Raw genomic sequence first — 21,171 nt, 5'->3', positions numbered from 1 at the left:
GCACGAGCCTATGAGCACTGACATGCCTGCTGATATGCCTAAGGCTGGGGGGTGCCTCTCTACCAACGCAATGCTTCTGCTGCACTAACCTCCCCTCACCCAAAAAGCTGAGCTATGTTCTCGATTTACATCCTCACCTACAACGAAGAAACTGAGATTGCGGCTTGTATTGAGTCAGCTTTGCTCTCAGATGATGTGGTTGTGGTTGATTCCTTGAGCAGCGATCGCACAGTAGAGGTGGCCCAGCGCTATCCCGTCCGAGTCGTGCAGCATCAGTTCGAGAGCCACGGACGGCAACGCACCTGGATGCTTCAATCAGTTCCGGTCAAGCATGAGTGGGTTTATATTCTAGAGGCAGATGAGCGGATGACGCCAGAGCTGTTTCAAGAATGCCTCATAGCAATGCAAAGCCAGGACTACATCGGCTACTACGCGGCTGAGCGAGTGATGTTTCTAGGGCAGTGGATTCGGCGCAGTACGCAGTACCCCCGTTATCAAATGCGGCTCTTTCGCCGCGACCAGGTTTGGTTTGATGACTACGGCCACACCGAGCGCGAGGTGTGTAATGGCCCCACCGGATTTCTGAAAGAAACTTATCCGCACTACACTTGCGGGAAAGGCTTGAGTCGATGGATTGATAAGCACAACCGTTACTCGACCGATGAAGCCCAAGAGACCCTAAAGCAGCTAGAGACGGGCACCGTCAAGTGGCAGGATCTATTTTTCGGTGCGTCTGAAGTAGAACGACGGCGAGCCCTGAAAGATCTGTCTTTACGGTTGCCCTTCAGACCGCTGATTCGCTTTTTCTACATGTATTTCTTGCTGGGCGGCATTCTGGATGGCCGAGCTGGGTTTGCTTGGTGTACCTTGCAAGCTTTTTATGAATACCTAATTTTGCTTAAAGCTTGGGAAATCAAGCACTTGCCGCCGCCCGTGGTCTCAGAAAACTCGGTTTTGGCGATCGCTGAACCTACTGAAACTGAAATAGATTCTGTGACGGTCAATTGACAACTGTATTCTTGATTCCATAAATATCAAATCCATAAAAGCAGTATTCTCGGATACATAGCAGGCCGCAAACAGGTAATAATTGCTCTAAGATATGCCTTTGGTTATCGGATGCAGTCCTGCTGCTCCGGTAATTTTAAACATTAAAATTGAAATAAATCTTTACAAGGTTGACAAATAAGAGAAGACGCTGAGTTGTCACCGTTCCCTTGAGGCAGCTAATCAGGGATTCAAATAGACAGGGCACAATGGAAGTAATCCTTCCTGAGAAACCAAACTCAATAGACGGTCTCAGTCTAAACTCCTTGCTGCTCGGTCTAATTCACAACTTTAGTGATAGCAGCCAAATTTTCCAGCCGATTGAAGGAGAGTGGGTTGTCTGTGTTCCAACGCCTAAAGCAGGACTTAAAAAATGATCTGATTGCGGGGCTGCTCGTTGTCATTCCCTTAGCCACGACCATCTGGTTGACGATTACTGTTGCTAATTGGGTGATTAACTTTTTGACGCGCGTCCCGAAGCAACTCAACCCTTTTGACGGCTTTCACCCCATCCTAGTCAACTTCCTCAATTTTGCTGTGGGCCTAACGGTGCCATTGCTCTTGATTTTGGTAATTGGCTTAATGGCTCGAAATATCGCAGGACGGTGGCTGCTAGATTTTGGAGAGCGGTTGTTGCAGGCGATTCCGTTAGCGGGGGCAGTTTACAAAACGCTGAAGCAACTGCTAGAAACGTTGCTGAAAGATTCTAACAACCGCTTCCGCCGAGTCGTGTTGGTGGAGTATCCCCGTCGAGGAGTCTGGGCGATCGCCTTTGTTACCGGAGTGATCAGTGGCGACATTCAGGCGCACTTGCCTGGGTCGATGCTAGGGGTGTTTATTCCCACGACTCCTAATCCGACGACGGGTTGGTATGCCGTGGTACCAGAAAATGAAGTGGTTAACCTGTCGATGTCGGTAGAAGATGCCTTTAAGGTGATTGTGTCGGGTGGCATTGTCAGTCCTACCTCCCAAGCGACATTGGCCTTGAAACCCACCAGCGATCGCCAACTAGAAACGCCTCTGCCCGAACCCCAATGGCAAGCCTTAACGCTGCCGCTCGAAGAGGAGTGAAGCAAGCGTTAAAGCGCTAAGATAGTCAAGCTGCTTCTGAACCTGGACAATTAACTCTCCATGCAAGCTCGCCGAATCGCTCGTGAACTTTCCCTGCTCAGCATTAGCCAGTTGCCTGCTAACCAGAGCCGACTGGATGATCAGCAACTTCAAAACATCATGCTGGCCGCTGTTCGTACGCTAACTACTGAAGTTCAGGAAACCCTAGAAACCGCAGCAGCAGAAGTTAAGCGGGGCAGCGATCGCCTGCTGAGTAGCGAAACGCGAGCGAGCGATGTCCAGAGTGCCAGAGCCATGGTCCAAGAAGCGCTGGATTTAGCTCAAACTGCAATTAATCGCGTCGGAATGGCAGTTGAGTTACCAGAACTGATTCAGTTGACGAATCAGAAAGAAGTTCGAGCTTATGCTTTGCAAGTGATTAGCACTTTAAATGCTAATACGGCAGCGGTTGATGAATTGCTAACCCAGTCTTTAGTCGATTGGCAACTCAATCGCTTAGCTCGGATCGATCGCGATATTCTCCGCATTGCTGTCACAGAAATCATGTATTTGGGCGTGCCAGACAAAGTTGCGATTAACGAAGCTGTAGAATTAGCAAAACGCTACAGTGGGAGCGAAGGACACCGCTTCATCAATGGTGTGCTACGGCGCGTGACAGAGCAAATCAAAACCAAATCTGTCTAAACTCTAAAGCAAAAACTTGGTCAGATTGAGTTGCTGCGAACTCAACTGAGCGTTCAGATTAGTTTTAAGCACAAACATTTTTCTTTACAGTTAGATGTATTGAGTAGATCTATCGAGATCTCGATATTTCCTTAGGTAGCAGTTTTAGGTAAATTGCAATGGTTTTCAATTGGTTCCGTCGGCAGTTTGACGATCGCTCGGAAAATTCTCAGGTTGACCAGACAGAAACAATATCAGAGCCACCTGAAGCGGATCAGGCTGAGTCAGAGCCGAGTGAGCCAGAAGCAGCCGCAACTGCCACCGAAGAAGTGGCGGAAGATTATCTAAACTGGGCCAAAGCAGCTTACCAAAATATTCAAAAGCGGCAGCAGGTTGAGCCAGAGTCAACACCAGAGGAAGCCGTCACTGAGGAACCTGCGACGATTGCAGAGCCTGTGGCTGAAGTGCCAGAGGTAGTAGAGGCGATAGAGGAAGCCACGGTTACAGAACCTGTAGCTGAAGAGCCAGAGGTGCCAGAGGTCGCAGAGGCTGTAGAGGAAGCCACTGCTGAAGATCCTATAGTTGAACCCGCGATCGCTCTAACTACTGCCGAAGTGACCGCTGAAGTCAGCGAATCTACACCAACTGAACAACCTGAAACTCCTGAGCAGCCTGACGCTCCTGAGGAAGCGATCGCGGAGCCAGTCGCAGCAGTAGTATCGGAAGAAACAGAAGCCCCTGCGATCGCCCCAGAAACCATCCCTGTAGAACGTCTAGCAGTAGAAACCTCAGAAATAACTACAGAAACATCAGAATCTACCGAAGCAGCTTCGTTACCCTTCTGGGCACAGGCGGCGGAAGCAGATCGGCAAGCGAGATTGGAGCGTCTCAAAGCCACTGCCATCGAAGAACCCGAACCAGAAGTTGCTCAGCCAACTGCCACGGTTCAAGAGGCTGTGCCTGAAATTGCCTTTGATGAAGGCTTCTTGTGGTCATCAGAAGTGTTGGCCGCTCAAGGTCGCCGCCCAGACCAAATTTCGATTGAAGAAATCACTTGGCTGAAGCGATTACGCCAAGGGCTAGACAAGACTCGCCGCAGCTTGGTCAACCAACTCAAGGCGATCGTCGGACAAGGGCCGCTTAACCAAGACGCGGTCGAAGAAATTGAGGCGCTGTTGCTCCAAGCCGATGTGGGCGTGGCAGCCACAGACCGCATTATTGACTCCCTCCAGAAGAAACTGCGGGAAGAAGCCCTCCCTCCAGATCAGGCGATCGCTTACCTGAAGTCGATCCTCCGCGACATGCTGGATCGACCTTTGGGTAAGTCCTATAACCCTACCTTTGCGCCCGAAAAAGATACCTTAAACATTTGGTTAATTACAGGCGTGAATGGCGCTGGTAAAACGACCACCATTGGCAAGCTAGCCCACTTAGCTCAGAAGTCGGAGTACAACTGCTTAATTGCCGCTGCCGACACTTTCCGAGCCGCCGCTGTCGAACAAGTTAAGGTTTGGGGACAGCGCAGCGGAGTCGAGGTCATTTCCAACCCTGGACAAAATACAGACCCAGCAGCGGTCGTTTTCGATGCCATCGGTTCGGCTCAATCTAGAGGGACAGAGCTGTTATTAGTGGATACGGCTGGACGCTTGCAAAACAAGAAAAACTTGATGGACGAATTGAGCAAGGTTCGGCGCATTATCGACAAGAAAGCAGGCGATGCCAAAATTGAATCCTTGTTAGTCTTGGATTCTACGTTAGGCCAAAATGGGCTACGGCAAGCCGAAGTATTTCTAGAAGCTGCACAACTGAGTGGGGTTGTTCTGACCAAGCTGGATGGCACCGCTAAAGGTGGAATTGCTCTGGCGGTGGTGCAGCAGTTAGGCCTACCCATTCGCTTTATTGGAGCCGGGGAAGGGATTGAAGATCTCAGACCGTTCTCTAGCTATGAGTTTGTGGAAGCGCTTCTAGCGGGTTAATTCACTCGTAATTCACCTCAAAAGGATTGGCGCTGCTCAAGAACAATTCTGCTAGTATCAACAGATTCGTTAGAATTTATGCCAACTCTGTACCAACCTTAATTCCGTTGGCGGAACTTACTGGTATTGAGTTGATTCTTGTACCCAGCGCTTGGCCTTAGTTAAACATCACACTATTTTGTAGCGAACCAGATTTGTAGTGAATTAGATGCTTTACAAATTCTCATCAGTTTGCTGACTTTAAACCAGTAAAACTAGAGCGCAAATTCTGTAAATAGTGATAAGCTGTCTCTCCAGTAATTTGTTCAAATTGCAGGTAGAGAATTTATCTTCTTTCACCTGTTGACGTTCAACTTTTCGGTTCTCAATGACAACTTAACATTGCGCTAATGACTGCTGTGCCTGTTCCTCGACAGCCCTCCCAACCCTCTGACCGCACCAGTGGCGGCACCTCCCCCGATATGACGCCAGTTTTCGCTCTGAAGGAACTGGTGGCGCGGTTGCATCGGGAACAGCACAAAATCCAGGACTTGTTAAGCTCGCTCAGCTTTGCCCTGCGGAGCTTCAATAACTTAAACCAGTTTCTAGAGCTGATTCCGCTGATGGCAAGTCGGGTGACCGATGCGGATGGTGGAGCCTTAGTACTGTTCAAACCCAATGGACAGATGCGGCTAGAGCGGCTGCATTGTCAGGACAGCCGCCAATGCCACGATATTCGTAAAGCGCTAGAAACTGCGACCCGTCAGTTAGCCGCTGCTGCTGCCACCCCCGGAGGTGCGATCGCCCCTGCTAAAATGACTGCCGCTCTCGATCATCAGGTCAGTCATTACTTAGGGCCAGATGTGCATTTGTTTGGCACCGCGATTCTGGTCAAAAATGCTGAGCGGGGTAGACTTTACGTGTTTAGCCGAGCTGTGGATTATGCCTGGACAGAAACGCGGCAAAAATTGGTACGCTTGGTGGCTGACCAAACCGCTGTGGCGATCGAAAATGACGAACTCACGGTAGAGCTACGCAAAAAAGAAAGGCTCGATCGCGAACTAGAAATTGGGGCAGAAATTCAATTACAGCTCTTGCCGCGCCAATGTCCCAAAATTCGAGGTGCAGAACTGGCCGCTCGTTGTCAAACGGCGAATCGAGTTGGGGGTGATTATTACGATTTCATTCCCATTCCTCACGCTCGTTTACGCTCGTCCAAAACAAGCAGCAATGAAGCGGGGCGTTGGAGCGTCTCCATCGGCGATGTCATGGGGAAGGGTGTGCCCGCTGGTCTGATTATGACCATGTTACGGGGTATGCTGCGGGCCGAAGTATTGAACAGGCACTCCCCCGCTCGGATTCTGCAACACCTGAACCAGGTGATGTATGCAGATTTGGAAAATTCCAATCGGTTTGTAACTCTGTTTTACTCGGAGTACGATCCGCAGACGCAGATGCTGTCCTACAGCAATGCCGCGCACAACCCGCCGTTGCTTTGGCAAGCCTCAACCGACTCGATTAAGCGCTTAGACACTCTGGGCATGCTGATCGGCTTAGATGCGGATACCCATTACCAAGATGGTCAAATCCAGCTACAGCCGGGGGATACGCTGATTTACTACACAGATGGTTTTACCGACGCAGCTAACCGTAGTGGCGATCGCTTTGATGAAGACAATCTAACTCGTGCCTTCCACTGGGCTTGTGGTCATTGCGAAAGCCCCCAAGAGATTCTGGAGCATTTGTTTGCCCAAGTGCAGCAGTTTATTGGAGCAGGCAATCGCAACGGTGATGACATGACTTTGATTGTTATGCAAATCAACTCGCCAGATTAATCTCGATTTTTACTTTACAAGTGCCAAAAATCTGCGACTCTATTGTTACGTGCTAATTGCAGTAGTAAAGCTGCTGGGATGCACCAAAAGACTGCGATCGCTTGCTACGGATTAGCCTTTTAGTCTTAAACCTTTTAGTAGTCCCAACATTTGATGAGGAGATGGTAGCAATGGTCATCCACGTAATGCAGGACATGACAACTTGGTTGAATCACGCCACACATTGGGGCGACTGGCTCCAGCAAGGCTTAGCTTGGCATGTCCCTCATGACTGGACAATATTGGCCAAGCAATATAATCAAGACATTTTGGCAGACATCCAGAAAGGATTTAACAACTTTGTAAAAACAGGCCAAGTGTGGGCCTTATTAATCGGAGTCATTTTGGGCTACATGATTCGCAGTATGACTTCCTATTAAACTCACCTCTAAGTCGTGATTTAGATAAATTTTCGCCTCCTAGATTGGCCTTCGATGCTGGTAGCTCGGACTGCATTTTAGGAGACATCGCTCATGTCAAGATGAGTTTTCGACGCTGTTGATTGAATTCAGGAAAACAACCTTGGATACGGAACTGCCGCCCCAACCTGCTGCTAGCTCCCAAACTTGGAGTCAGCGATTTGAAACTGCGCTACACCCAGCGATCGCTCAATTCAATGCCAGCATCGGCTTTGATATCGAGTTAGTGGAATATGACCTGACTGGGTCGCAGGCTCACGCTCAGATGCTGGCTCACACAGGCATCATTACCCCAGACGAAGGGGATCAACTTGTAAAAGGGCTAGATCAAATTCGGCAAGAGTATCGCCAAGGTTTCTTTAGCCCCGGTATTGATGCCGAAGATGTACATTTTGCGGTCGAACGTCGCCTGACGCAAATTTTGGGGGATTTGGGCAAAAAGCTGCACACTGCGCGATCGCGAAACGACCAGGTTGGCACTGACACTCGGCTTTACTTACGGGACCAAATGCAGGAGATTCGCGCTCAAGTGCGGGAGTTTCAAACGGCTTTGTTTCACCTGGCCGAGCAGCATGTAGAAACTTTGATTCCTGGTTACACCCATTTGCAGCGGGCTCAACCAATTAGTTTGGCCCATCATCTGTTGGCATACTTCGAGATGGCACAGCGCGATTGGGAGCGGCTTGGAGAAGTGTATCGTCGGGTGAATGTGTCGCCCTTAGGATGTGGGGCATTGGCAGGGACCACCTTCCCAATCGATCGCCACTACACCGCTGAATTACTCAACTTCGATGGCGTTTACGTTAATAGTTTGGATGGCGTCAGCGATCGCGACTTTGCGATCGAATTTCTCTCGACTGCCAGCTTGATCATGATGCACCTCAGCCGTCTGTCGGAAGAAGTGATTCTCTGGGCTTCGCAAGAGTTTAGCTTCGTCACCCTCAAAGATAGCTGTGCCACAGGCTCCAGCATCATGCCCCAGAAAAAGAACCCCGACGTACCAGAACTGGTACGGGGCAAAACTGGGCGAGTCTTTGGGCATCTACAAGCCATGTTGGTGCTGATGAAAGGCTTACCCTTGGCTTACAACAAAGACTTGCAGGAAGACAAGGAAGCTTTATTTGATGCGGTCAAAACTGTCCGAGGCTGTCTAGAAGCTATGACCATTTTGCTGCAAGAAGGGATAGAATTCCGGACCTCTCGCTTAGCCGAAGCAGTGGCAGAAGATTTCTCTAATGCCACGGATGTTGCCGATTATCTGGCAACCAAAGGCGTGCCTTTCCGCGAAGCTTACAACTTGGTAGGCAAAGTGGTGCGGACTTGCTTAGCCGCCAACAAGCTGCTCAAGGACTTGAGTTTAGACGAGTGGCAAACTCTGCATCCTGCCTTTGAAGCAGACATATATCAAGCGATCGCACCTCGTCAAGTCGTCGCAGCCCGCAACAGCTATGGCGGCACTGGGTTTGAGCAAGTGAGACAAGCGATCGAAAATGCCCGACAACGGCTGCGTCAAGATTAATGCCCTCCCCTCATCCAGTTTCACCTCGTAAATAGTGTCTATGTCTCTCCAGGTTGGTGATCTTGCACCAGACTTCAGTTTGCTGGATACGCACGGCAATTTAGTCCGCTTGTCAGGCTTGAGAGGTCAGCGAGTTGTGTTGTACTTTTACCCACGAGACAACACTCCTGGCTGCACTAAGGAAGCTTGCGGCTTTCGGGATGCCTACTTGGATTACGAATCCCAAGGTGTAGTGATTTTGGGCATTAGTACCGATCATGCTAAGGCCCACGCCAAATTTACGACGAAATATCAGTTGCCCTTTCCCTTACTGTGCGATGAAGATGCCACAGTAGCCCAAGCGTACGGCAGCTATGGGTTGAAAAAGTTTATGGGCAAAGAATTCATGGGCGTACATCGTCACACGTTTGTGATCGGCTCAGATGGTACGATTGAGAAAATTTACCGCAAGGTGAAACCAGAATCTCATGCCACAGAAATTCTGGCTCACTTGCTTGGGTGAAGACTGCAAGAATGGGTGCGTGGTTTAATTGCATCGGCTTTCGGCTTCCATTGTTCTGCTCGTATGACAGCCCTGCTTTATGCGTCGGTTCTGGCATCTGATTCAAACCGTACTGGGATTGATCTTCCGACACCCCATTATTGGTACGAGTATCATCCCGCTCCTGCCTGACGGTCGAATTGTCCTGATTCGACGGCAGGACAATGGGAAATGGGGATTACCTGGTGGCATGGTGGACTGGGGAGAAGATATCCCTACTACAGTTGGGCGGGAGTTGGCGGAAGAAACAGGTCTGGAACTAGTCAAAATTCGACGGTTAGTGGGAGTTTATTCTGCACCCGATCGCGATCCTAGAATCCACTCAGTCTGCGTAGTTGTGGAAGCTGAAGTGCAAGGAACAATGCAGGCACAAGACACTTTAGAAGTGATGGAAGTACAGGCTTTTGCCCCCGACGCTCTGCCCTTGGGTAACCTATCCCACGATCACGATCGCCAACTTCAAGATTATTTAAATGGGCTAACCACACTGGCGTAGTGGAAGGATGAGGGAGGAGGGAAAAAGTGGAAAGGATGAGGGATGAAGGAGGAAGGATGAAATTGTTTGCAACGCCTTTGTTATTCCTCTCAATTGCTATGAAGAATGAAATTGAATTGACTTACGACACTGCCGTAATCTAAGGATGAACGTTAGGCCCATTCATCCCTCATCCTTCCTGTTTCATCCTTCTTCCCTCATCCTTCCTCCTTGATTAAGATGTCTCTACCGCTGCGTAATTCTCGATTGAAGCTGTCTCAAGGGCAAATTTTCTGGCGTGAAATTGGTCAGGGAGCAGTGCTGGTATTTCTGCACGGCTCTTGGAGTGATAGCAGTCAATGGGTGCCAGTAATTGAGCAGTTGGGAAGGGAGTACCACTGTTTTGTGCCTGACTTATTGGGATTTGGTGATTCGGAGCGACCAAAAGTCCATTATTCGATTGAGTTGCAAGTCGAGATGCTGGCAGAGTATCTAGAAAGTTTGCGCTTGCGGCAAGTGTATCTAGTCGGCCATTCTCTAGGGGCTTGGGTGGCGGCGAGTTATGCCCTGAAGTATCTAGAGCAGGTACGTGGCTTGGTGTTGTTGGCTCCGGAAGGAATTCAGGTGCAGAAGCTGGGGCGGCGTTGGTGGTGGGCTAGGTGGTTAATCTCTCAACCCCCCCTGCCGTTTTGGTTGCTGCGATCGCTGCATCCCATCGCACCTCTATTAGGTCTGCAAAAACGGGTTGAACGTGCTCTCCAATGGCGAAAACAACTGCTGAAATCTCCTGTTGCTTGTCGCTTACTATTTCAACGCCGACGACGTGAGATCCAAGCAGAGCAGTTACAGGGAAGGCTCGATTGGCTCAAGGTTCCGGTCATAGTATTGCAAAGTGAACAAGATACGTTTGCAGCCAAACTACTCAGCCAAACTTATACTGAGCTAACACCCACTGCGAACTGGCGAATTGTGCCGCAAGGTGGTGCAGAACTACCACTCACAGCCCCAGCAGCCGTCGCTCAGGAAATCCGAGATTTCATCTCATCCTCTTCAAGCTGAAGCTGACTCAGCGCGACAAGCTCTCATGCCCCAAAAAATGAGGTTGGGGTCACCGGTGATCTGAGCGGCTAGTTGAGAATGTTGGCTTTGCAAATAATGGTGTAGCAGTGCGCGATCGCCCCCCGTTATCACCACAGCACTACCCGGAAACTCTTCCCACCAAGCCTCAATAAAGTTTACTACTCCCGCTAAAACCGTGTGGGTAATTCCGCTAGCGATCGCTTCCTGCGTATCATTAGCCCAACGCGTTGGTAACGTTTCGGGTAAGGCGATCGCAGGTAGAGCAGCGGTTTTCTGAGCCAGCGATCGCACTTGCAGACTCAATCCAGGCAGAATCGCCCCCCCAACGAGTTGTCGCTCAGTATTGCCGCCTGTAAAGGTGAGCGCTGTGCCCGCATCAATCACCAGGACAGGCCAACCGTAGACTTCTCCCGCTCCCCATAAAGCCAAGGCGCGATCGATTCCTAGAGTGGGGTAGCTGTGCTCTAGGAGAATCTGTTCAAGCGTGAGGATTTGTAGATGAGGATAACCTTGCCAAATGGCGATTTGGTCTGGAACGACAGAGGCTAAGACAATCGGTAATTCGTCAAGGTTCTCTTCTCGCGATCGCCTAACTGCCCTCTCCCTACTACTAAGTGAAGCTCTTTCTAAAATCCCCTCCAAATTTGGGGGGCTAGGGGGGTCAGAGTTTACCAAATGCTCACTATCCCAGGTTGATTGCAATTGGTCTCTATCGAACCAAGCCCAATGCAACCGAGAATTGCCAATCATCAAAGCGAGCCAGCTCTTATCCACAAGCGATTAGGTATAAATACATATAGAATTGCTTAACTTACCTATCAGGTCTTTCAACCCAGCTTTTTAAATCCACATGTGACAATAGGAAAAGGCGATCGCCTCAGCCAGGTTTGACGAGGAGATTTTACATGGTAGTGCTGACTGACCGGGCTCAACGTAGACTGACAATACAAACGAGCGAAATTGCTGCGGAAACCACCACGATTCGCTCATTAGATTGGGACCGCGATCGCTTTGACATCGAGTTTGGTCTGAAGAATGGCACGACCTACAACTCCTTTGTCATTAAAGGCGAAAAGATTGCGCTGGTCGATACGTCTCACGAGAAGTTTCGTCAACTGTACTTGGAGACGCTAACTCAAGTCGTAGACCCAGCCAAAATCGATTATTTGGTGATTAGCCATACGGAACCAGACCATAGCGGCTTAGTTCGGGATGTCTTAGCCTTAGCTCCCCAAGCGACGGTGGTGGGTTCCAAGGTAGCGATTCAGTTTCTCGAAGATTTAGTACACCAACCCTTTAAGCGGCAGATTGTCAAAAATGGCGATCGCCTTGACTTGGGCAATGGTCACGAATTGGAGTTTGTGATCGCGCCCAATCTGCACTGGCCTGACACCATCTTTAGCTACGACACCAAAACGCAGATTCTCTTCACCTGCGATGCGTTCGGCATGCACTTCTGCGACGATCGCACCTTTGATGAAGACTTGAGTGAAATTGAAGCAGATTTTCGTTTCTATTACGAATGTCTGATGGCTCCCAATGCTCGCTCGGTGCTGTCTGCCCTGAAGCGTATGGGTGAACTACCAGAAGTGAAGCAGATTGCCACTGGACACGGGCCGCTGCTGTACTACAACGTGGCGGAGTGGGTCGATCGCTACCGCAACTGGAGCCAAGCCAAAGCCAAGTCAGAAAAAACCGTGGCGGTGTTCTACGTATCTGACTACGGTTACAGCGATCGCCTCTCGCAAGCGTTGGCACGCGGGATTACCAAAACGGGTGTCGCGGTCGAGATGATGGACCTGAAATCCGCAGACCCCCAAGAAGTACAAGAACTCGTGGGTCGGTCGGCAGGTTTAGCGATCGCCACACCTCCTGTATCTGGGCCAGTAGCAGCTACTACTCAAGCAGCTCTGGGTACTGTCCTAGCAGCCGCGAAAGATAAGCAAGCCGTAGGAATTTTTGAATCCTATGGGGGCGAAGATGAACCTGTTGACCCACTGGTGACACGGTTTAGAGAGTCGGGCTTGACTGTAGCCTTCCCAGCCATACGAATTAAGGATACGCCTAACGAATCCGTCTATCAGCTTTGTGAAGAAGCAGGGACTGACTTAGGCCAGTGGTTGACTCGCGATCGCGCTATCCAACAGATGAAGTCGCTCAACAGCGACCTTGACAAAGCTTTGGGACGGATCAGCGGCGGTCTGTACATCATCACCGCGAAAAAAGGTAATGTCGGCGGGGCGATGTTAGCCTCCTGGGTAGCCCAGGCCAGCTTTACTCCGCTGGGTTTCACGATCGCAGTGGCGAAAGATCGGGCGATCGAATCTCTAATGCAAGTGGGCGATCGCTTTGTCCTGAATGTGCTGGAAGAAGGCAATCACCTGGGATTAATGAAACACTTCCTGAAGCGGTTCCCACCAGGAGCCGATCGCTTTGCTGGGGTGAAAACACAACCCGCTCAGAACGGTTCACCCATTCTCACTGAAGCGCTGGCTTATCTAGAGTGTGAGGTCAGCAGCCGCATGGAATGTAACGATCACTGGATCGTCTACAGCACGGTGCAAGAGGGACGAGTTTCTAACCCTGATGCGCTGACTGCGGTGCACCACCGCAAAGTGGGCAATCACTACTAAAGACCTAACCCCCAGCCCCTTCCCTGCCAGGGAAGGGGAGAAAGATAGAACGACTTAAAGCCCCTTGCCTGTAGGAGAGGGTTGGGGAGAGGTCAACTTGAATGACCCGAAAGGAGGTTTCGCCAGGTTGACAAAGACATTAAAGTGAGGCAAAGAGAGTGATGCTACGATAAGAGCACTCGGACAGGTGGACTATGAACGTCGATGAAACGCGGGTTTTGAGCGCGCTAGAACGGAGACCGCTCACCGTAGAAAACTTAGCTCATGCCTTGGGTTGCCCGATCAGCGAAATGCACGAAGTTGTGCAGCAGCTCTGGCAGAAAGGCTACATTGACACCAGCCGAGCGACCGCTGAAAACCATCACGGTCATGGTCAGTGGCTCATGAGTCAGTTGCTGCCTTGGGGGCACCCGCAAGCTCCAGTGGCAATTCACTCCAACTCTAAAACCTACTTCATCCTGACCTCGAAAGGACACCTACATCTACACCCTATCTTGTCTCTGAATCAGGAAGCGTGAATGAATTGATGGATTGGTTGCCCTGGCTCTCAGTCTTAGCAATTCCAGGGGTGATCAATATTGCAGTGGCATTTAAACAGCTAGCAGACGACTGCAAATTCCTCCCTTTTTTTGAGCCTTTCAAAACTGGAGGAGTTTGGGTGTGGGCAGCCGCCCAGTTTTTGGTTCCTTGCTTCCTATTTTGGATGACCACTTCGATGTCAACTCGACCCACAATCGACTGGGCCTTGGTGAGCCAAGCGCTAGGTTTTGGGGTGGGGTTTGTCACGTTGATGAACGCTAGGACTGACACGGGCTTTTTTACGTTAGACATCAAGATTATTTACGCCCGGTTGATTCGCGTCGCCTACGCCTTGATTGCTTCCAAGGAAACAGGTCGCACCGCCGCCTTTTGGACAGATGTAGAACGGATCTTAAATCTTTGCCCTGACCTCACTGATGGAGTTGATTTCTTAGAAAATTACTTTAGAAATGATGTGTCACTGACCGCAGAGCAAAAGACAAATCGCCAAGAAAAGTTAGATGCAGTTTTGAAGAAAAATTCCCGCGCGGCGCAAGCCGAAGCTATTCTGGCGCTGATGGATGTTAGACGCGCAGATTTGCCAAACATGCTGCTGCGCTTTGGCTGTAGTCCCAATTTTCTCAAGCAACATTTTCCCAAAGCGAGAATCTATGGTGGAAACTAAACCCAGAGACGTACAAATCTTACCGATCGCCCTTGATACAACCGTATTGCGATCGCGCAGTTGGACTCGTCTCCGCTTTGAGATTGAGTACGCCCGACAGCGAGGCACCACAGCCAACTCTTTCCTGGTTCGTGGGGACCAAACTGCTCTGATTGATCCACCGGGTGAGTCATTCGCAGAAACCTATCTCACCGAGTTAAAGAAGCGGCTGAATCTGAAGCAACTGGATTATGTAATTCTGGGGCACGTCAACCCTAACCGAGCGATCACGTTGCAAGCCTTGCTCGACATTGCGCCCCAGATCACCTTTGTTTGTTCCAATCCAGGGGCGATCGCTCTCCGCAAGGCACTGGGCGAACAAGAACTCAATATTCTGGTGGTACGGGGAGAAGAAACCTTGGATCTGGGTCAAGGGCACCATTTACAATTTATTCCCACACCTAGCCCCCGTTGGCCCGATAGCCTCTGCACCTACGACCCCAAAACCCAAATTCTCTACACTGATAAATTTTTTGGCGCTCACATTTGTGGCGACCAAGTGTTTGATGAAGGCTGGACTGTTTTCAGCGACGATCGCCGCTACTACTACGACTGTTTGATGGCTCCCCACGCCCGTCAAGTGGAAACAGCACTGGATAAGCTGGCCGACTTGAGCGTCAAGTTCTACGCGCCGGGACATGGGCCTTTGGTACGCTATGGCCTCACAGAACTAACCCATAACTACCAGCAGTGGAGCCAACAGCAGAAATCGCAAGAACTTTCAGTGGCACTGCTGTACGCCTCGGCCTATGGCAACACTGCAACTCTGGCTCAGGCGATCGCGCGAGGCATTACCAAAGCAGGTGTTGGCGTAGAATCCATCAACTGCGAAATTGCTGAACCGGGTGAAATCCAAGCAGCGGTGGAGAAGTGCGCCGGATTCATCATGGGTTCGCCCACCTTGGGTGGTCATGCTCCTACCCCGATTCAAACCGCACTAGGAATTGTGCTCTCTACGGCAGCTAAGAACAAACTCGCTGGAGTGTTTGGTTCTTTTGGTTGGAGCGGGGAGGCGATCGACTTGATCGAAGGCAAGTTTAAGGATGCTGGGTATAACTTGGGCTTCGAGACAATTCGGGTCAAGTTCAAACCCACAGAAGTCACGATCAAAATGTGCGAAGAGGCGGGCACTGACTTTGCCCAAGCGCTGAAGAAAGCCAAGAAGGTACGAGAGCCGAGACAACCTGCGACCTCATTGGAGCAAGCGGTAGGCCGAATTGTCGGTTCGCTTTGCATCGTTACCTCGAAGCAAGAAGAGGTGGCGAGTGCGATGTTGGCCTCCTGGGTATCTCAAGCCACCTTTAGCCCGCCTGGCTTGACTGTAGCTGTGGCAAAAGAGCGGGCGATCGAATCCTTGATGTATCCTGGTAGCCGCTTTGTACTCAACGTTCTGGCGGAAGGCAACCACATCGGTTTAATGAAGCAATTTCTGAAGCCGTTCGGTCCTGCGGAAGATCGCTTTCAGGGGGTAGAAACAGAAACCGCTAGCGATGGTGCCCCTATCCTTAAAGATGCACTGGCTTATATAGAATGCCGCATCGAAAACCGGATGGAATGTGGCGATCATTGGTTGCTGTACGCGATCGCGGATAACGGCAAAGTCCTGCAACAGTCCAATGCCCTCACCGCCGTCCACCACCGCAAAACTGGCACCCATTATTAAGGTAGTTAAATGCTGAATTGCAGGGTGTGTAACTTACGCACCCTACTTCGGCCTTACTATAGCTTTATATCCGTTTTTCTAGATATTGACCAATCATCTGCTGCTCGCCCGCACGAGAGATGATCGTTTGGCGAGTGCGATAGTTGTCACCCACCAGCTTCAGTTCTTCCTCAAACATCGAACCGTCGTATTCAGTCTTGAGGCAAAGAGTTTGAGGGGTTGAAAAGTGGTATTCCGCTTTCACAGGTTTGACTGTGGCGAAACCGCGATCGCGATACAAGATATTGCCCGCCGCTCCGAACAGCGTTGAGCCTTTAGACTTCTTACGGCCCGAAATGGACTCTCGGCTCTCCCAAGTGACATGGGCACCACAGGTGAGAGTGACGGCATCGCTCAATTCGTGCAAGGCTGCCAAGCGTGCCAGTTCGTCACAACCTGCTTCCAGGAAGCGAATGGTGATGAAGCTCACCATTTCTTGCGTCTCTCCTTCGGGAAGCGTGTAGTAGCGCCGTTCCGATCGCCACTGACCTTCCGATTTGCGGAAAAACTCAGCGATCAAAGATTCCTCTGTCGTTTTTGCAAACTGTAGAAGTGGTGCCACCGGAATCAGTCCCCTTACGAAGTACGGTAGAATTTATTTACTATTCTTAATATTACTTATCGTAGCCATTCTAGGTGAACAAGTTTGTAACTGATGTTCCTACGGTGAAAGACACTTCGGTTCTTGTCATCCGCCGTCAGCCAGAGTTTACCTGGATTACAAGCTCTACATCCAGTGAGAGAGCGATCGCAAAACCTGCTCTTGATAGACTGCTTGATGGAGCAATAGGCTTGGTTACTCTATCTCCACAACAAGAAAGCCCGCTGTTACGGGCTTGACAAACTAAGTTTTTGAGCCTAGAGATTGAGGCGAATTTATCGAGTTGTCAGGGCGATCGCATTGAGCCTGAGTGAAGTCATGCCGTAGCCTATGGAGAACTTGATGACCTCTCGCCCTGACATACTAGGTTTAGCCTAGGTTGACTTTAACGACTTTGTTTTTCTCTCCATCAACTTTGGGCAAGGTTAAAGTCAGAACACCATTCTTGAATTCTGCTTCTACTTGCTCGTTCTTAACTTGGTTGGGGAGGGGGATGACACGCTGGAATTGACCATAACGAAATTCCGAGTGAATCATGCCTTTTTCTTCCGTTTTAGTTTCAGATTTCCGCTCACCTCGGATAGAAACAGCCTCAGCAGAAACTTGTACGTCTAGGTCTTGGGCTTCTAGCCCAGGTACTTCAACTTTGAGTTGAATTGCGTCACCTGTTTCATAGATTTCTGCGGCTGGGATAAAAGGAGTTCTAGTATTAGTTAAATCTCCTTCATCTCCATTAGCTAGGCGATCGAAGAGTCGATTCATTTCTCGCTGTAGGCTATTAACTTCGCGGAAGGGTTCCCAACGTACGAGTGCCATATGTTTTACCTCCAATACTTGATGTAGGAGAGTGAGACTGCAACTAGCTCATTGATTCAACCTTGTTAAGCTCTGCTCTGTAGAGGTTCTAGCCAGTTCATCCAACTCTCTCTAAGTATCAAAATAGCGAGTTAAAAAGTTTAGGTTGTTCGGTTCTTTCCCAAGAAGCGATCGCAATTACCGCACTGCAAAAGGCAGATTCTTTCGACTTTGTTGATAGTCAATCGAAGGGTCTTGTGGCGAATGAAAATGCGTGAAAAAGCGGGTGTTTGGGTGGCTCGCGATCGCTAGTTTTTAGGACTTTCTTACTGACATTTAGTAGTGATCATGAGTTAATGTTCAAGCAGTAAATCACGAAGTTGCAACTTATGTAAGGTTATGTGAAACTTTTGCGGATTGATTGCTCACTTGATAGAAAATAACGATACTTGCTTTAACAGCATGATCCCCATTTTTTAAGCTTTATGCGAATTGGCAATCGACCGCCCCAATCGGAAGCAGAGACGCGAACTCGGATTCTGCAAGCTGCTCAGCGATTATTCTCGCGCCAAGGTTACGACGGTACGACCACGCGAGATCTAGCTCAAGCGGCGGGGGTAGCAGAGGGGACGCTGTTTCGGCATTTTTCTAACAAGAAGGCAATCTTGATTGAAGTTGCCACGCAGGGATGGATAGAGATCCTGACGGATTTGCTGACTGAGCTGAGCGAAATGGGCAGCTATAAGGCCGTGGCCCAGGTGATGCGACGACGGATGCTGAACCTGCACCAGAATATGGACATGTTGCGGGTTTGCTTTATGGAAGCGCAGTTCCACCCTGATTTGCGCGATCGCATCCAACTAGAAGTGGTCGATAAGATGACGGATGTGGCCGAAGCCTTCTTCCAGACCGCAATGGATCGCGGTGTTTATCGCCCCATGAATCCGAGAATAGTGGCTCGCATCTTCCTGGGCATGTTTACAATCGCGGGCTTTAGTCAAGACACCGTCATGGGTGAGAAGGCATCCCCGAAAGCCATGCAGGAAATGGCCGAAGGTTTAGCTGATATTTTCTTGAATGGGGTTTTGGTTAAAGAGTAGAGCTGCTACGGTCTAGTTATGCAAATTCCTAGCAATTCTGAAGCGCTTGCCAATGCCTTGCGCGATCGCCATCAGCGCTTAGCCGCTTTGTTGGATGGCCCTGTGGTGCTGTGGTCTGGTGGCCGCAGTTCTCGTAACTTTCCCGCCAACGTGTATCCATTTCGGGCCAGTAGCCACTTTCTCTACTTTGCAGGCTTACCGCTGGAAAACGCAGCAATTCGGCTAGAAGCAGGGAAGCTGGAACTATTCATCGATGAAGGTACGCCTGCGAGCGCTCTCTGGCACGGCCCGACTCCCAGTCGTGACGAGATTGCTACAGCCATTGGTGCGGATGCTGCGTTTCCCTTAGCCGATTTAGCGATGCGAGCAACTGGCGTGGCGACAATTCCGGTGCAAGATGCAGCCACTCGCCAGCAACAGGCGCAAATTCTGGAGCGATCGCTTCCTCTTGCCAATCATCTCACCGGAAATGATTTGGCGCTAGCTCAGGCGATCGCAATTCTGCGCCTCACTCATGATCCTGAGGCGATCGCGGAATTGAAGAAAGCAGCAGTCGCCACAGTGAATGCTCATCGAGTTGGGATGGCAGTGACTCCCGGTGCTAAAACCGAAGCGGCAGTCCGAGCCTCCATGGAAAGCGTGTTTGTGGCGCAGAATATGACCTGTGCTTACAACAGCATTGTCACGGTGCAGGGTGAGGTGCTGCACAATGAGCAATATCACCATGCTCTGAAGCCAGGAGATTTGCTCTTGGCAGATGTGGGGGCAGAAACGACGAGCGGCTGGGCCGCAGATGTCACCCGCACTTGGCCTGTTTCCGGTAAGTTTTCACCCACGCAACGAGTCCTCTATGAGGTGGTTCTGGCAGCTCACGATATTTGCATTGCCAAGCTAGAACCCGGAGTAGAGTATCGCGACATCCATCTCAGCGCAGCCCTAATCATTGCCGCAGGTTTGTTAGATTTGGGCATTTTGCGCGGCAAACCTGAAGATCTCGTCGCGATGGATGCTCATGCACTGTTCTTCCCCCACGGTGTGGGTCACATCTTGGGGATGGATGTGCATGATATGGAAGATTTGGGCGACTTGGCGGGGTACGAAGCAGGCAGAAGACGCAGCGATCGCTTTGGCCTCTGTTACTTAAGGCTCGATCGCCCGTTACGTCCAGGGATGCTAGTAACGATTGAACCTGGGTTCTATCAAGTGCCTGCAATTCTCAATGACCCTGAACGGCGGTCGCGCTACAAGGATGTAGTGAATTGGGATCGCTTGGCCCAGTTTGCCGATGTGCGCGGGATTCGGATTGAAGATGATGTGTTGGTGACGGAATCAGCTTCTGAGGTCTTAACAGCAGCGCTCCCTACTAAAGCAGATGCGATCGAACAATTGGTCACGGGCGAATAAATAGGGCGATCGGGCGATCGAAGTATCATCAACTGCGCTCGGCTCACCCAATGATCAAATGTGTGGGGATTCGGATCAAGGAATTAGCTAAACAGAGGCATTCCTTGAAGGTATTTTGAGAGCAGCATTGACGCAGGCAATATCCCGTAGGACCAGACATTCATTGAAACAACCGTAGAGGCGAGTTGAGGACGAAGTTTTGGCATTAATAGCGAAAGAATCCAGCCTTCAACAATCAGATTAAACAAAAATCCAATCAGCAATAAACCTGCAATGGGTGGTAAGAGCACATCTGGTTCTTGAGAAGTCTCAACAATGCGGTCTAGAGCCAAACTACCGTAGCTCATCCCAATGAAAAAGGGATAAACACATATTTGTCCTAAACCTTTGGTTAGCCCTAGAAAGTATCCTGTTCGGCGGCAAAACGTGGTCAGCATTAGCCCTAATATGACACCTTGAAATGCCAAAGTTATAAAACCGAAGGGTGGTAAACCAAAGGATATTACTGTCCCAAACACAACGGCAATCAACCCGCCAATATTGACTAGTAAAGATAACCCAAAAGATTTGAGCCACCCCACTGACTCCTGATAGTGCAAGATTGCTGATTCAATCAGAAGGCTCAGCAGCAGAGGCAACCCGTAAAAAATCGCTGCAACACCTAGAGGAAATGCAAGTAAAATCACGGCACCTTCAGAACCACCTCCACAAGCTAAAACGGGCAAGGCAGTTGCTCCAACTAGTATCAATGCACCTACTAGGGTTTTGATACTCGGAATAATGGGGCGACACAACAATGCCGTTAAGGTGTTTTTTGTGACAGTAGATTGCATAACTGAATTTCTGGAATGGGTGGAGAGGTGAGTACCTAAACTTCCCCCTTAGCAAGGGCTGAGCAAGGCGATCTCAACCCTAAACAACTTCTATACTTACTTCTGTGATTTCGGACAAGTATAAAAGTTTCTAGGCATATTTCAATCATAAAGTTTGATTGCTGATTGGAAGGCGATCGCTTTTCTAACTGGAGGAGGGGCGATCGCTTTTCATCT

Annotated in this window: 21 protein-coding genes; 17 read left to right on the top strand and 4 right to left on the bottom strand. The window is 50.0% G+C overall.

Features of this window, described 5'->3' with window-relative positions; genetic code table 11:
• Positions 1-114: 114 nt before the first annotated feature.
• The 10 genes from H6F90_RS13030 to H6F90_RS12985 all read left to right on the top strand — a co-directional run bounded on the left by H6F90_RS13030 (position 115) and on the right by H6F90_RS12985 (position 10,623).
• Positions 115-1,008, top strand: a complete 894-nt coding sequence (locus H6F90_RS13030; RefSeq protein ID WP_190552890.1) for a glycosyltransferase family 2 protein — start codon at positions 115-117, stop codon at positions 1,006-1,008.
• Positions 1,009-1,389: 381 nt separating this feature from the next.
• Complete coding sequence (locus H6F90_RS13025) at positions 1,390-2,118, top strand: DUF502 domain-containing protein (protein WP_190432413.1); 729 nt, start codon at positions 1,390-1,392, stop codon at positions 2,116-2,118.
• A gap of 60 nt (positions 2,119-2,178) precedes the next feature.
• The gene (gene nusB / locus H6F90_RS13020; protein WP_190432414.1) at positions 2,179-2,802 is read left to right on the top strand and encodes a transcription antitermination factor NusB; all 624 of its coding nucleotides are present in this window, start codon (positions 2,179-2,181) and stop codon (positions 2,800-2,802) included.
• A 158-nt stretch (positions 2,803-2,960) separates the two neighbouring features.
• A complete protein-coding gene (ftsY, locus tag H6F90_RS31525) occupies positions 2,961-4,757 on the top strand; it encodes a signal recognition particle-docking protein FtsY (protein WP_190552889.1) in 1,797 nt (598 codons plus the stop codon).
• 389 nt (positions 4,758-5,146) lie between these two features.
• On the top strand, positions 5,147-6,571 hold the full coding sequence (locus H6F90_RS13010; RefSeq protein WP_190552888.1) for a GAF domain-containing SpoIIE family protein phosphatase: 1,425 nt from the start codon (positions 5,147-5,149) through the stop codon (positions 6,569-6,571).
• 170 nt (positions 6,572-6,741) lie between these two features.
• Complete coding sequence (locus tag H6F90_RS13005) at positions 6,742-6,990, top strand: hypothetical protein (RefSeq protein WP_199295893.1); 249 nt, start codon at positions 6,742-6,744, stop codon at positions 6,988-6,990.
• Positions 6,991-7,132: 142 nt separating this feature from the next.
• Positions 7,133-8,548, top strand: coding sequence for an argininosuccinate lyase (argH, locus tag H6F90_RS13000; RefSeq protein ID WP_370588009.1), 1,416 nt, complete (start codon positions 7,133-7,135; stop codon positions 8,546-8,548).
• 40 nt (positions 8,549-8,588) lie between these two features.
• A complete protein-coding gene (gene bcp / locus H6F90_RS12995) occupies positions 8,589-9,050 on the top strand; it encodes a thioredoxin-dependent thiol peroxidase (protein WP_190552887.1) in 462 nt (153 codons plus the stop codon).
• Between the two features lie 79 nt (positions 9,051-9,129).
• On the top strand, positions 9,130-9,585 hold the full coding sequence (locus tag H6F90_RS12990; RefSeq protein ID WP_190552886.1) for an NUDIX domain-containing protein: 456 nt from the start codon (positions 9,130-9,132) through the stop codon (positions 9,583-9,585).
• Between the two features lie 219 nt (positions 9,586-9,804).
• Positions 9,805-10,623 (top strand): alpha/beta fold hydrolase, encoded by an 819-nt coding sequence (locus H6F90_RS12985; protein WP_190552885.1) that lies wholly within the window; start codon positions 9,805-9,807, stop codon positions 10,621-10,623.
• Here the strand turns inward: H6F90_RS12985 and H6F90_RS12980 are convergent.
• On the bottom strand, positions 10,615-11,418 hold the full coding sequence (locus tag H6F90_RS12980) for a pantothenate kinase (RefSeq protein ID WP_190552884.1): 804 nt from the start codon (positions 11,416-11,418) through the stop codon (positions 10,615-10,617). The genes H6F90_RS12985 and H6F90_RS12980 overlap by 9 nt on opposite strands.
• A 131-nt stretch (positions 11,419-11,549) precedes the next feature.
• Here H6F90_RS12980 and H6F90_RS12975 point away from each other — a divergent pair, with 131 nt between their 5' ends.
• From H6F90_RS12975 to H6F90_RS12960, 4 genes are all read left to right on the top strand, one after another.
• Positions 11,550-13,277 carry a diflavin flavoprotein gene (locus H6F90_RS12975; protein WP_190552883.1) on the top strand — a complete coding sequence of 576 codons (1,728 nt, stop codon included), beginning with the start codon at positions 11,550-11,552 and terminating at the stop codon, positions 13,275-13,277.
• 194 nt (positions 13,278-13,471) lie between these two features.
• The gene (locus tag H6F90_RS12970) at positions 13,472-13,795 is read left to right on the top strand and encodes a hypothetical protein (RefSeq protein ID WP_190432428.1); all 324 of its coding nucleotides are present in this window, start codon (positions 13,472-13,474) and stop codon (positions 13,793-13,795) included.
• A complete protein-coding gene (locus H6F90_RS12965) occupies positions 13,792-14,481 on the top strand; it encodes a hypothetical protein (RefSeq protein ID WP_190552882.1) in 690 nt (229 codons plus the stop codon). The genes H6F90_RS12970 and H6F90_RS12965 overlap by 4 nt, the downstream gene beginning before the upstream one ends.
• Entirely contained in the window at positions 14,468-16,183 is a 1,716-nt protein-coding gene (locus H6F90_RS12960; RefSeq protein WP_190552881.1) for a diflavin flavoprotein, read from the top strand. The genes H6F90_RS12965 and H6F90_RS12960 overlap by 14 nt, the downstream gene beginning before the upstream one ends.
• A 64-nt stretch (positions 16,184-16,247) precedes the next feature.
• On the opposite strand, the gene H6F90_RS12955 is transcribed toward H6F90_RS12960, so the two are convergent.
• On the bottom strand, positions 16,248-16,784 hold the full coding sequence (locus H6F90_RS12955; RefSeq protein ID WP_190552880.1) for a phycobiliprotein lyase: 537 nt from the start codon (positions 16,782-16,784) through the stop codon (positions 16,248-16,250).
• Positions 16,785-16,858: 74 nt separating this feature from the next.
• Here H6F90_RS12955 and H6F90_RS12950 point away from each other — a divergent pair, with 74 nt between their 5' ends.
• The gene (locus H6F90_RS12950) at positions 16,859-17,062 is read left to right on the top strand and encodes a hypothetical protein (protein ID WP_190552879.1); all 204 of its coding nucleotides are present in this window, start codon (positions 16,859-16,861) and stop codon (positions 17,060-17,062) included.
• Between the two features lie 130 nt (positions 17,063-17,192).
• Here H6F90_RS12950 and H6F90_RS12945 read toward each other — a convergent pair whose 3' ends face one another.
• Positions 17,193-17,639 (bottom strand): Hsp20/alpha crystallin family protein, encoded by a 447-nt coding sequence (locus H6F90_RS12945; RefSeq protein WP_190552878.1) that lies wholly within the window; start codon positions 17,637-17,639, stop codon positions 17,193-17,195.
• Between the two features lie 464 nt (positions 17,640-18,103).
• Between H6F90_RS12945 and H6F90_RS12940 the strand changes: the two genes are divergently transcribed.
• Both H6F90_RS12940 and H6F90_RS12935 read left to right on the top strand, forming a co-directional pair.
• A complete protein-coding gene (locus H6F90_RS12940; RefSeq protein ID WP_190432438.1) occupies positions 18,104-18,718 on the top strand; it encodes a TetR/AcrR family transcriptional regulator in 615 nt (204 codons plus the stop codon).
• Between the two features lie 18 nt (positions 18,719-18,736).
• The gene (locus H6F90_RS12935; protein WP_190552877.1) at positions 18,737-20,122 is read left to right on the top strand and encodes an aminopeptidase P family protein; all 1,386 of its coding nucleotides are present in this window, start codon (positions 18,737-18,739) and stop codon (positions 20,120-20,122) included.
• A gap of 83 nt (positions 20,123-20,205) precedes the next feature.
• Here the strand turns inward: H6F90_RS12935 and H6F90_RS12930 are convergent, their stop codons facing one another.
• On the bottom strand, positions 20,206-20,955 hold the full coding sequence (locus H6F90_RS12930; RefSeq protein ID WP_190552876.1) for a hypothetical protein: 750 nt from the start codon (positions 20,953-20,955) through the stop codon (positions 20,206-20,208).
• Between the last annotated feature and the right edge of the window lie 216 nt (positions 20,956-21,171).

It is taken from the genome of Trichocoleus sp. FACHB-591 (genome assembly GCF_014695845.1).
Classification (GTDB): Bacteria; Cyanobacteriota; Cyanobacteriia; order FACHB-46; family FACHB-46; genus Trichocoleus.
Note: the sequence above shows the minus strand (reverse complement) of the source record. Positions and strands in the feature narration are given on the sequence as shown.